This is a genomic window from Aeromicrobium terrae (assembly GCF_008039565.1).
GTDB classification, from domain to species: domain Bacteria; phylum Actinomycetota; class Actinomycetes; order Propionibacteriales; family Nocardioidaceae; genus Aeromicrobium; species Aeromicrobium terrae.
Genome location: NZ_VDUX01000001.1, coordinates 23,206 through 35,607 on the forward strand (window position 1 = coordinate 23,206; position 12,402 = coordinate 35,607).

The following is a 12,402-nucleotide window of genomic DNA, read 5'->3' on the forward strand; positions in this document are numbered from 1 at the left end:
GCTCACCGTGGCTCTCACCCTGCATCGCGCCCAGCGCGCCGACCTGCTCGCCGAGGCGCTCGCCGACGTCCTGCGGGAGCCGCAGGCCGACCCGTTCGCGCGCGAGCTCGTCATCGTCCCCGCGCGGGGCATCGAGCGCTGGCTGAGCCAGCGCCTGTCGCACCGGCTCGGCGCGGACGCCGGCGACGACGGCGTGTGCGCGGCGGTCGACTTCCGCACGCCGCGCTCGCTCGTGGCCGAGCTCACCGGCATCGGCGACGACGACCCGTGGTCGCCCGACGTCCTGGTCTGGACGGTGCTCGAGGTCATCGACTCGCACACCGGCGAATCGTGGATGGCCACGCTCGACGCCCACCTCGGCCGCACCCTGGAGGGCGAGGAGGCCGAGCTGCGACACGGCCGCCGCTACGCCGTGGCCCGTCGGCTGGCCGGACTGTTCGCCTCCTACGCCGTGCAACGTCCGTCCCTGCTCACCGCGTGGGCCGCGGGCCAGGACGACGTCGATCCCGACCTCGCGTGGCAGCCGGAGCTCTGGCGCCACGTCCTTGACCTGGTGGACGCTCCGCCACCGGCAGAACGGCACGCGGCCACCCTCGAGGCGCTGGCCGCGGGCGAGGGCGCGGCCGACCTCCCGCCACGACTCTCGTTGTTCGGCCACACGCGCATCGCTGCCACCGAGGCCGAGCTCCTCGGCGCGCTGGGCCGCCACCGCGACGTCCACGTCTGGCTGCCGCACCCCTCGGAGGCCATGTGGACGGCGCTCTCCGGCCTCGGCGGCGCCGTGCCGCGCGACGAGGACCGCAGCCACGAGCGGGTCGGGCACCCGCTGCTGGCGTCGCTGGGGCGCGACGTCCGCGAGCTGCAGCGCACGCTGGAGCCCGTGGTCGATGTCGACGAGGCCGTCGGCCCGCCGCCGCCCCGGCCGGGCACGCTGCTCGGGCTGCTCCAGTCCGACCTCGCCGCGTCGTCGCTCGCCGACGCCTCCGGACGGCAGCTCGAAGCCGGCGACCGCAGCGTCCAGGTGCACGCGTGCCACGGCCCGGCACGCCAGGTCGACGTCCTGCGCGAGGTGATCCTGGGCCTGCTCGCCGACGACCCCAGCCTCGAGCCGCGCGACGTCCTCGTCATGTGTCCGGACATCGAGGCGTACGCGCCGCTGGTGGAGGCGGCGTTCGGGCTGGGCTCGGTCGCCGCGGCCACCGGCCACCACGGCTGGCACCCCGGGCACGCGCTCGAGGTGCGCCTGGCCGACCGCGCGCTCACGCGCACCAACCCGCTGCTGGCCGTCGTCGACGCGGTGCTGACCATCGCCGGCGGACGGGCCGAGGCCAGCGCGGTCCTCGACCTGTGCGCCACGGACCCGGTCCGGCGCCGGTTCGGCTTCAGCGACGACGACCTCGACCGCATCGGCTCCTGGGTCGACGCCGCGGGCATCCGCTGGGCGTTCGACGCCGAGCACCGCCGGCCGTACGGGCTGGAGCGCTACGTCCACAACACCTGGCGGTTCGGGCTCGACCGCGTGCTCGCCGGCGTCGCGGTGTCCGACGACGCCAACCGCTGGATCGACACCACGCTGCCGCTCGACGACGTCGGGTCCACGTCGATCGACCTCGCCGGCCGCCTGGCCGAGCTCGTCGACCGCCTGCACGCCGTCACCGAACGGATGGTCGGGTCGCACCCGGTGACGCACTGGCTGGACGCGATGACCGAGGCCGTCGCCTCGCTGACGTCGGTGGCGTGGGGCGAGGAGTGGCAGACCGCGCAGGTGCAGCGCGAGATCGCCGCCCTCGGCGACGCCGCCGGCGGGCGCACCGAGCTGCGGCTCCCGGACGTGCGGGCCCTGTTGGCCGAGCGCCTCGCGGGGCGTCCCACGCGGGCGAACTTCCGGAGCGGGTCGCTCACCGTCTGCACGATGGTGCCGATGCGCTCGGTGCCGCACCGGGTCGTGTGCCTGCTGGGGCTCGACGACGACGTGTTCCCGCGCAACACCATCGTCGACGGTGACGACGCCCTCGCGCGTCGGCCGGTCACCGGCGAGCGCGACCCGCGCAGCGAGGACCGCCAGCTCCTGCTCGACGCCGTCATGGCGGCCACCGAGCACCTCGTCGTCACCTACTCCGGGGCCCAGGAGACCACCGGCCAGACCCGGCCGCCGGCCGTCCCGCTGGGCGAGCTGCTCGACGCGCTCGACGCCACGGTGGAAGGTGCCCGCCACCGGGTCGTCGTCCACCACCCCCTCCAGCCGTTCGACCAGCGCAACCTGGTCCCGGGGGTCCTGCAGACCGACCGGCCCTTCTCGTTCGACCCGGCCGCCCTGGCCGGTGCCCGTGCGGCCGCCGGCCCGCGCCGCCCGGTCGAGCCGTTCGTCGACCTTCCCGCCCTGCCGCCCGCCGACGTCGACCTCGCCGACCTCGGCGCGTTCCTCCGCCACCCGGTCCGGGCGTTCCTGTCCCGCCGCATGGGCATCGCACTGCCCGAGGACGGCGAGGAGGTCGTCGACGTCCTGCCCCTCGAGATCGACAGCCTGGCCGGCTGGAGCGTGGGGGACCGGCTGCTCCGCGACGTCCTGGCCGGCACCGACCTCGACCTCGCCCGCCAGAAGGAGTGGCGGCGCGGGACGCTCCCGCCCGGCCGGCAGCTCGGCTGGCAGACGCTGACCGAGACGGCGGGAGCCGTCGCGCCGGTCGCCGCCGAGGCCATCGGCCTGCGCGGCGACGAGGCGGCCGCGTCCGTGGACGTGGACGTCGACCTCGGGGACGGCCGCCGGCTCCGCGGCACCGTCTCCGACGTCTACGGCAGCCGACGGGTCGAGGCCACCTACTCCAAGTGCGGGCCGCGCCACTACCTCGACGCCTGGCTGCCGCTGCTCGCGCTCTGCGCCACCCGACCGGACGTCGAGTGGCACTCCGGCGTCGTCGGGCGGGGGAGCCGCGACCAGGCCGTGTCGTCGATCGTGTTCGGGCCGGTCGAGGACGCCACCGAGATCCTCCGCCAGCTCGTCGCCCTCCACGACGCCGGCATGCGGGGCCCGGTGCCCTTGCCGCTGAGGACCGGCCACGCCTGGGCCACGAAGCAGCGCGACGTCACCTCGCGGGCGGCCGCGGCCAAGGAGTGGACCACCACGGACCCGAGCTGGACCAAGGAGGACCAGGACCCGCACCACGTCCGGGTGTGGGGCCGGCTCTCCTTCGACGAGCTGCTGGCCGCCACCCCGCGGCAGGGGGAGGGCTACGGCGACGAGACCACGCGACTCGGTGCCCTGTCCCGGCGCCTGTGGCAGCCGATCCTCGACCGGGCGGCGGTGCGCTGATGGAGCGCTTCGACGTCCTCGGGCCGCTGCCCTCCGGCACCACCGTGCTGGAGGCCAGCGCCGGCACGGGCAAGACGTACACGGTCGGCGCGCTGGTCACCCGCTACGTCGCGGAAGGCGTGGCCACCCTCGACGAGATGCTCGTCATCACGTTCGGCCGGATGGCCAGCCAGGAGCTGCGCGAGCGCGTGCGTGAGCAGCTCTTGGAGGCTCAGCGAGCTCTGTCCGACCCCGCATCGGCCACCAGCCCGAGCGAGCTGATCACCTACCTCCGCACCGGGGACGACGCCGAGGTCGCGGCCCGGCTCGACCGCCTGACGTCGGCGCTCGCCTCCTTCGACGCCGCCACCATCGCCACCACCCACCAGTTCTGCCAGCTCGTCCTGCGCTCGCTCGGCGTCGCCGGCGACTCCGACTCCGGCGTCGAGCTCGTGGAGGACCTCGACGAGCTCGTGGACGAGGTGGTGAACGACCTCTACGTCCGCACCTACGCCGACGCCGACGACCCTGCACCGTTCAGCCCGCGTGAGGCGCGCGTGCTCGGCCGCGCCGCAGTGGGCGACCCTCAGGCGGCCCTCGCCCCCGAGGGCGCCGAGGCCGGCAGCGTCCAGGCCCACCGCGTCGCGTTCGCCGAGGGGGTGCGGGCCGAGGTCGAGCACCGCAAGCAGCGACGCGGCGTGCTCTCGTACGACGACCTGCTGAGCCGGCTCGCCACGGCGCTCGACGCCGACGACGCTCCCGCACGCCAGCGCATGCGGCAGCGCTGGCGCATCGTGCTCGTCGACGAGTTCCAGGACACCGACCCGGTCCAGTGGCAGGTGCTCGACCGGGCCTTCACCGGCCACGCCACGCTCGTGCTCATCGGCGACCCCAAGCAGGCGATCTACGGCTTCCGCGGCGGTGACGTCGTCACCTATCTCGAGGCCGCCGGCACCGCGGCCGAGTCCCGCACGCTCGCCACCAACCATCGCTCCGATGCCCCTCTCGTCGGCGCGCTGCAGGCGCTCACCCGGGGCGCCCGCCTCGGTGACGAGCGCATCACCGTCCACGAGGTCGAGGCCGCGCACGAGGGCACGCGCCTGGCCGGGATGCCGCACGAGGACCCGTTCCGCCTGCGGATCATCGCACCGGACGACACCGGCCGGTACCCCGGCATCGCGGCGCTGCGCTCGACCATCGCCGCGGACCTTGCCGACGACGTCGCGGCGCTGCTGACGTCGGGCGCCACGTTCACCGACGCGTCCGGTCAGGCCCGTCCGGTGCAGCCGGGCGACGTCGCGATCCTGATGCGCACCCGCACCGGTGTCGACCTGTTCCGCTCGGCCCTGGCCGCGCGCGGCATCGCGAGCGTCGTCACCGGCGGCGACAGCGTGCTGCTCAGCCCGGCGGCCGAGGAGTGGCTCACGCTGCTGGAGGCGCTGGAGCGCCAGTCGTCGCGGCGGGTCCGCGCGGTCGCGCTGTCGTCGTTCGTCGGTGAGAGCCCGGCGTCCTTGGACGCGGGCGGCGAGGACCTCGCCGACACCGTCGCCGAGCAGGTCCGCCGGTGGTTGGACCTCTTCCGTGCCCGTGGCGTCGCGGCCGTGCACGAGGCCGTCACGGCCGGGGGGCTGGCCGAGCGCGTGCTCGCGCAGCCCGGCGGCGAGCGGCACCTCACCGACCTGCACCACCTCGGCCAGATGCTGCACGACGTCGCGCACCGAGAGCGGCTCGGCCTCCCCGCACTGCTGGAGTGGCTGCGGCGCGAGCGCCGTCGCGACCGGGGGAGCAGCGAGCGCCCCCGCCGCCTGGAGAGCGACGCCGCCGCCGTCCAGGTGGTCACCATCCACGGCAGCAAGGGCCTGCAGTACCCGGTCGTCTACCTGCCCACCCACTTCGACTGCTTCGTCCGCGACGAGGACGTCCCGCTCTTCCACCAGGGGAGCCGCCGGATGCGGTACGTCGGCGGCAAGGACCTTCCGACCGACGTCGCCGCCCAGGTCCGCGCCGAGGACGCGGCGGAGGAGCTTCGCCTCACGTATGTCGCGCTCACCCGGGCGCAGTCCCAGGTCGTGGCGTGGTGGGCCGGCAGCTACAACTCCGGGCCGTCGGGACTCACGCGGCTGCTGCTCGGCCGCGGGCCGGGCGAGAGCGACGTCCCGACGGTGGCCGACAAGCCGTCCTGGTCCGAGGCCCGAGAGCGGCTGCAGGCGTGGGAGGCGGCCGGGGCGGTCCGCGTCGAGGAGGTCGACGCGACGCCGTCGGTCGTCGTGCAGCCGACGCCGGCCGAGGTCCCAGCCCTGTCGATCAGTCGGCTCGACCGGCCCATCGACACCGACTGGCGGCGCACCTCGTACAGCGGGCTGATCCGCGCGGAGGAGGCCGTGGTCGCGCCGGTCACCGAGCCGGAGGAGCCGGGCACGGTCGACGAGGACCCGGTCGAGGAGGAGGGCCCCGTCCCCGAGCCGGAGGCCACGACTCCCGCGGAGGGTCCGGTGTCCCCGATGGCCGATCTCCCCGCGGGAGCGTCGTTCGGCTCGCTGGTGCACGCGGTCCTCGAGCACGCCGACGTCACCGTCGACGACGTCGAGGGTGAGCTGCTCCGGCAGGTCGTCGAGCAGCAGCGGTGGTGGCCGGTCGACGTGCCGGCCGAGGACCTCGCCGCCGCCCTCGTCCCGATGCAGCACACGTCGCTCGGTCCGCTCGCCGACGGGCTGCGGCTGAGCGACCTGCCACCGTCCGACCGGCTGTCCGAGCTCGACTTCGAGGTGCCGCTGGCCGGCGGCGACCGGTCCGGCGCGCGGGCCTCGGTGCTCGGCGCCGTCGCCGACGCCGTGCGCCGCCACCTGCCGTCTGACGACCCCATGCGCGCCTACGCGGACCGGCTGGAGTCGCCGTCCCTCGGCGAGCAGGTGCTGCGCGGCTACCTCGGCGGCTCGATCGACGTCGTCCTCCGGGTGCCGCGAGGTGACGAGCACTCGTACCTCGTCGTCGACTACAAGACCAACTGGCTCGGCACCTCCGACGCTCAGCTGACGGCGCTCGACTACACGCCGGAGCGCATGGCGGAGGCGATGCTGCACTCGCACTACCCGCTGCAGGCGATGCTCTACTCCGTCGTGCTGCACCGGTACCTGCGCTGGCGCCAGCCCGGCTACGACCCCCAGCAGCACCTCGGCGGCATCCTCTACCTCTACGTGCGCGGCATGTGCGGGCCCGAGACGCCGGAGATCGACGGCAACCCGTGCGGCGTCTTCTCCTGGCGGCCGCCGGCGGCGCTGGTCACCGACCTGTCGAGCCTGCTCGCCGGACAGCCCGCGCAGGTGGCGTCATGATCGACGACCGTCACGACCGCCGGGTCGCGCTCCGCGCCCAGGGCGTCCTGGCCACGTTCAACGCCGCCGACGTGCTCTCGGCGGCCGACGTGCACGTCGCCACCCGGCTCGCCGACGTCGTCGGGGAGTCGTCCGAGGACGTGCGCCTCGCCGTGGCCCTCGCCGTCCGCGCGGTGCGGCAGGGGTCGGTGTGCCTCGACCTCGCGCACGCCGCGGAGATCCCGCTCGACGACGAGGTCGTCCTCGACTGGCCGGAGCCGACCGCCTGGATCCGGGCCGTGGGCGCGAGCCCGCTGGTCGGTGAGGAGATCCTGCGGCTCGAGGGCTCGCGCCTCTACCTCGACCGCTACTGGCGCGAGGAGCGCGCGGTCTGCGACGACATCCTGGGCCGACTCGAGCACGACGCGCCCGTCGTCGACGCGGACGCGCTGGCCGCCGGTCTCGAGCGGCTGTTCGGCGAGGCCACCTACGCCGAGCAGCGGGCCGTCGCCGAGAGCGCCGTGCGGCGCTGGACGTCGGTGCTCACCGGCGGACCCGGCACCGGCAAGACCACCACGGTGGCCCGGCTGCTGGCCCTGGTGGCCGAGCAGCACGAGCTCGCCGACGGCGTCGCGCCGCGCATCGCCCTGTGCGCGCCCACGGCCAAGGCCGCGGCCCGGCTGCAGGACGCCACCGTCGCGGCTGCCGATCAGCTCCCGGACGAGGACCGGGCCCGGCTGGGCGACCTGCGCGCGTCCACCCTGCACCGCCTGCTCGGGTGGCGAGGCAGCAACGTCAGGTTCCGGCACGACGCGCGCCACCGGCTCCCGCACGACGTGGTCATCGTCGACGAGACCTCGATGGTGTCGCTCACGCACATGGCTCGGCTGCTGGAGGCCGTGCGCCCGGACGCCCGGCTGGTGCTGGTGGGCGACGCCGACCAGCTCGCGTCCGTCGAGGCGGGCGCCGTCCTGGCCGACCTCGTCGACGGGCTCGCCCAGCACCCGGCCGCGCCGGTGTCCCGGCTGCGCACGTCGCACCGCTTCGGCGAGGAGATCGGCGCGCTGGCCGAGCTGGTGCGATCCGGCGACGCCGAGGGCGCGGTCGACCTGCTCCGCCACGGCGGGGAGACGATCGAGCTCGTCGACCCCGAGGACCAGGCGGCCATCGAGGTGCTCCGGGTGCGGCTGCGAGACGCCGGGATGGCCCTGCGCCGCGCGGGCGAGACCTTCGACGCGGCCGCCGCCATCGCGACGCTCGACGACCACCGCCTGCTGTGCGCCCACCGCGAGGGCCGGTTCGGCGTCCAGGGCTGGAACCGGGAGGTCGAGCGCATGGTCTCGGACGCCACCGGCGTCACGCACTACGAGACCTGGTACCCCGGCCGTCCGGTCCTCGTCACGGCCAACGACCGCGAGCTGGACGTCTACAACGGCGACGTCGGCGTCACGCTCCGCCGCCCCGACGGCGGGCTCGTCGTCGCGCTCGCTCGCGGCACGCACGAGCCGCGACTGCTCGCGCCCACCCGGCTGCCCGACGCCGACACGATGCACGCCATGACGGTGCACAAGTCGCAGGGGTCCCAGGCGCGGGAGGTCACCGTGATCATGCCGCCGCCGGACTCGCGACTGCTCACGCGCGAGCTGTTCTACACCGCCATCACCCGCGCTCAGGACCGCGTGCGCATCGTCGGCACCGAGCAGGCCGTCCACGACGCGATCGGCCGCCAGGTGCAACGCGCGTCCGGCCTGGCCGACCGACTCCGCGGTACCGCGACCCACGGCGGCTAGGCTCGGCGCATGGCTCGCCGCAGCTTCCTCCCACGCACCACGAGGGTCGTCGTCGCCATCCTTCGACCGCCGCTGATGGTGCTCACGAAGCGTGACTGGCAGGGCGCCGAGAAGCTGCCGCGCGACGGCGGGTACGTCCTCGCGCCGAACCACCTGTCGCATCTCGACCCGATCCTCATCTCGCACTTCATGGTCGACCACGGCGTCACGCCGCGGTTCCTGGCCAAGGACACGCTGATGACGGTCAAGGGGCTCGGCTACATCATGCGCACGGCCGAGCAGATCCCCGTCTACCGCAGCTCGGCGGGCGCTGCGGAGTCGCTGCGCGCCGCGGAGGCGGCCGTGCTGGCCGGCAACGTGGTGACCATCTATCCCGAGGGCACCATCACGCGCGACCCCGCCGCCTGGCCGATGAGCGGCCGCACCGGCGCCGTCCGCGTCGCCCTCGCCACCGGCCGCCCGCTCGTGCCGGTCATGCAGTGGGGCCCGCAGGAGATCCTCTGGCCGTACACCAAGCGGCCCAAGTTCTTCCCGCGCAAGACCATCCACGTGCGCGTCGGCGACCCCCTCGACCTGTCGGACTTCGAGGGCCAGGAGCTCACCGAGAAGGTGCTGCACGAGGCCACGGATCGCCTGATGGACACCTTGACCGCCATGATGGCCGAGGTGCGCGGGGAGCTGCCGTCGACTCCGAGGATCGACGTCCACACGCTCGGCAAGTCCAAGACCAACTACCGGCCCGAGCTCGACAGCGGCGGAGGTTCGGGGCCGCGGGCCGATGATGAGCAGAGGGAGAAGTGATGGCGATCACCACCGTGATGGGGGCCGGGTCGTGGGGCACGGCGTTCGCCATCGTGCTCGCCGACGCGGGCAACGACGTCCGGCTCTGGGGCCGGCGCGCCGAGCTCTGCGACACGATCAACGAGACCCACGAGAACGCCGACTACCTCCCGGGGATCGAGCTGCCGGACACGATCCGCGCCTTCTCCGACCCGGCCGAGGCGCTCCAGGACGCCGAGGTCGTCGTGCTTGCCGTCCCGTCGCAGCAGCTGCGCACCAACCTGGAGTCCTGGGGCTCGGCGATCGGGCCCGACGCGATCCTGGTCAGCCTGATGAAGGGCATCGAGCTCGGCACCCACTACCGGATGAGTCAGGTCATCGCCGAGCTCACCGGGGCCGGTCCCGACCGCATCGCCGTCGTCAGCGGCCCGAACCTCGCGCGCGAGATCGCGCTGCGCGAGCCGGCCGCGAGCGTCGTGGCCTGCGAGGACGTCGCCGTCGCCGAGCGGCTGCAGAAGCTGTTCCACACCGGCTCGTTCCGTCCGTACACCAACACCGACGTCATCGGCTGTGAGCTCGGCGGCACGACGAAGAACATCATCGGCCTGGCCGTCGGCGTCTGCATCGGCCTGGGCTTCGGCGACAACACCAAGGCGTCGGTCATCACCCGCGGGCTGGCCGAGACCGCCCGTCTCGGCGCCGCCATCGGCGCCGACCCGCAGACGTTCTCCGGACTGGCCGGCATGGGCGACCTGGTGGCCACCTGCTCGTCGCCGCTGTCCCGCAACCGCACGTTCGGCGAGAAGCTCGGTCAGGGCATGAGCGTCGACGAGGTCGCCGCCCAGACCCGCCAGATCGCCGAGGGGGTCAAGTCGTGCACGTCGGTGAGCGAGCTGGCCGCCATGCACGACGTCGAGATGCCCATCGTCGAGCACGTGGCCGCGTTGATCGACGGACGGATGGACCCCAAGGAGCTGGTGAAGGCCCTCATCTCCCGCGAGGCCAAGCCCGAGATCCACTGATCCCGGTCGAGACGAGCAGCGCCTGCTCGATGTCGGCCCACAGGTCGTCGACGTCCTCGAGGCCCACGGACAGCCGGATCAGGCCCTCGGGCACCGTGGTCGGCTCCTGGGCGTGGCGACGTCGCCGCTCCCAGGTGGTCTCGACGCCGCCGAGGCTGGTGGCGTAGACCACCACCTGGCTCTGCTCGGTGGCCTTCTGGGCCGCGTCGGCGCCGCCGACGACCTCGAACGCCACCACCGTGCCGAAGCCGGGGTAGCGCGAGTACTGCACGGCGGGCGACGCGGACAACCGGCGGTGCAGCTCGGCGGCGTTGGCCTCCGCGCGGTCGAGCCGGACGTGCAAGGTGCGGATGCCGCGCGCGGCCAGCCAGCACTCCAGCGCGCCGGGGATGGCTCCCATGGTGCTCCGGCGAGCGGCGATGGCCCGGTGGGCGCGCTCGCTGTTCATCACGACGGCGCCGAGCACGACGTCGCTGTGCCCGGAGAGCAGCTTCGACGCCGAGTGCACGACGAAGTCGGCGCCCATCTGCAGCGGCCGCTGGCGCAGAGGAGTGGCGAACGTGTTGTCGACCGCCACCGCGGTGCCGGTCTGCCCGGCGGCGCGGCCGATCGCCTCGATGTCGGCGACCTCCAGCGTCGGGTTGGTGGGCGACTCCAGCCACACCAGGGCGGCGTCGGCGGCGGCTCGGTTGACCGCCTCGGTGTCAGTGATGTCGACGAGCCGCAGCTCGATCAGGCCGCGGCGTTCACGTTCGCGCAGCTGGGCGAGGGTCCCCGAGTAGGCGGTGCGCGGTGCGACCACCGCGGCTCCGGACGGCACGAGGTCGAAGACGGCCGTGGCGGCGGCGATCCCGGAGGAGAAGGCGAGTGCGTCGCCACCCTCCAGCTCGCCGAGCACGGTCTCGAAGGCATCCCAGGCCGGGTTGCCATGACGGCCGTACTCCGAGCCCGCTCCGGGCACGAGGGCACTGGCCAAGGTGATGGGTGCGTTCAGGGGCGCGCCGGGAATGCGCTCCGGACGGCCGGCACCGACGGCGATCGTCGCGGGGGAGAGGCCGAGTCCTTCCATGGGGACATTCTGCACTGCCGGTAATGTGCCCCGAAATGGGTACAGCAACGAGCACTGCATCGAGTCCCACGTGAACCGCCCGGGGAGCCATCGACCTCGACTCGCCGTCGTTTTCGGCGGTCGTTCCAGTGAGCACGGCGTCTCGTGCCTGACCGCGGCGAACGTGCTGCGGGTGATCGACACCGACCGCTACGAGGTGGTCCCGGTGGGCATCACCACGGACGGCCAGTGGGTGCGCGAGACCGCGTCGTGGTCCGACCTCCCGGCCGGCACGTTGCCGTCGGTCGATCCGGGCCTCCCGCCCTTCGGGCTGGACGAGCTGCGCGAGGTCGACGTCGTGCTGCCGCTGCTGCACGGTCCGTGGGGCGAGGACGGCACCGTCCAGGGCCTCTTCGAGATGGCCGGCGTCCGGTACGTCGGCGCCGGCGTGCTCGCCAGCTCGGTGGCCATGGACAAGCCGTTCACCAAGACGGTGTTCGCCGCCGGGGGCCTGCCGCAGATCCCGTACGTCGCCGTGCTGCCCGGTCAGTGGGAGGACGACCGCGAGCGCGTCGTGGCTCGCGTGCAGGCGCTCGGGCTGCCGGTGTTCGTGAAGCCGGCGCGGGCCGGGTCCAGCTCCGGGGTCGCGCAGGTCGAGTCGTGGGACGACCTCGAGTCCGCCATCGAGACGGCGCGTGAGTTCGACCCCAAGGTGCTCATCGAGGCCGCGGCGCAGGGCAAGCGCGAGCTCGAGTGCGGCGTCATCCAGCAGCCCGACGGGTCACCGGTGGCCAGCGTCGTGGGCGAGATCGTCGTGAAGCCCGACAGCGCGCACGAGTTCTACGACTTCGAGGCCAAGTACCTCGACGGCACCAGCACCAACGTCGTGCCGGCCGACATCTCCGAGGTGCTGAGCGAGCGGATCCGCGGCTACGCGGTGCAGGCGTTCGAGGCCATCGGCTGCGAGGGCCTGGCTCGCGTCGACTTCTTCCTCACCGACGGCGGCGAGCTCGTGGTCAACGAGATCAACACGATGCCGGGCTTCACGCCCTACTCGATGTTCCCGCTGCTCTGGGAGGCGAGCGGCGTGCCCTACGCCGAGCTCGTCGACCGGCTGGTGCAGCTGGCGCTCAACCGGCCGCTCGGCCTGCGCTGACCCGGC

The 12,402-nt window shown here is 73.9% G+C and carries 7 protein-coding genes; 6 read left to right on the forward strand and 1 reads right to left on the reverse strand.

What is annotated here, in order from left to right:
* The first annotated feature begins 7 nt into the window (after nucleotides 1-7).
* The 5 genes from recC to FHP06_RS00155 are packed head-to-tail and all read left to right on the forward strand — an operon-like array spanning nucleotide 8 to nucleotide 10,192.
* Nucleotides 8-3,310, forward strand: a complete 3,303-nt coding sequence (recC, locus tag FHP06_RS00135; RefSeq protein WP_147682638.1) for an exodeoxyribonuclease V subunit gamma — start codon at nucleotides 8-10, stop codon at nucleotides 3,308-3,310.
* The gene (locus FHP06_RS00140; RefSeq protein WP_147682640.1) at nucleotides 3,310-6,621 is read left to right on the forward strand and encodes a UvrD-helicase domain-containing protein; all 3,312 of its coding nucleotides are present in this window, start codon (nucleotides 3,310-3,312) and stop codon (nucleotides 6,619-6,621) included. Before recC ends, FHP06_RS00140 begins: the two co-directional genes overlap by 1 nt.
* Nucleotides 6,618-8,390 (forward strand): exodeoxyribonuclease V subunit alpha, encoded by a 1,773-nt coding sequence (gene recD / locus FHP06_RS00145; protein WP_147682642.1) that lies wholly within the window; start codon nucleotides 6,618-6,620, stop codon nucleotides 8,388-8,390. Before FHP06_RS00140 ends, recD begins: the two co-directional genes overlap by 4 nt.
* 9 nt (nucleotides 8,391-8,399) lie before the next feature.
* Nucleotides 8,400-9,191 carry a lysophospholipid acyltransferase family protein gene (locus FHP06_RS00150; RefSeq protein ID WP_147682644.1) on the forward strand — a complete coding sequence of 264 codons (792 nt, stop codon included), beginning with the start codon at nucleotides 8,400-8,402 and terminating at the stop codon, nucleotides 9,189-9,191.
* Entirely contained in the window at nucleotides 9,191-10,192 is a 1,002-nt protein-coding gene (locus FHP06_RS00155; protein ID WP_147682646.1) for an NAD(P)H-dependent glycerol-3-phosphate dehydrogenase, read from the forward strand. The genes FHP06_RS00150 and FHP06_RS00155 overlap by 1 nt, the downstream gene beginning before the upstream one ends.
* Here FHP06_RS00155 and FHP06_RS00160 read toward each other — a convergent pair.
* Nucleotides 10,158-11,261, reverse strand: a complete 1,104-nt coding sequence (locus FHP06_RS00160) for a trans-sulfuration enzyme family protein (RefSeq protein ID WP_147682648.1) — start codon at nucleotides 11,259-11,261, stop codon at nucleotides 10,158-10,160. The two genes, FHP06_RS00155 and FHP06_RS00160, sit on opposite strands and share 35 nt — an antisense overlap.
* Here FHP06_RS00160 and FHP06_RS00165 point away from each other — a divergent pair.
* Nucleotides 11,260-12,396, forward strand: coding sequence for a D-alanine--D-alanine ligase family protein (locus FHP06_RS00165; RefSeq protein WP_147682649.1), 1,137 nt, complete (start codon nucleotides 11,260-11,262; stop codon nucleotides 12,394-12,396). The two genes, FHP06_RS00160 and FHP06_RS00165, sit on opposite strands and share 2 nt — an antisense overlap.
* Nucleotides 12,397-12,402: the final 6 nt, after the last annotated feature.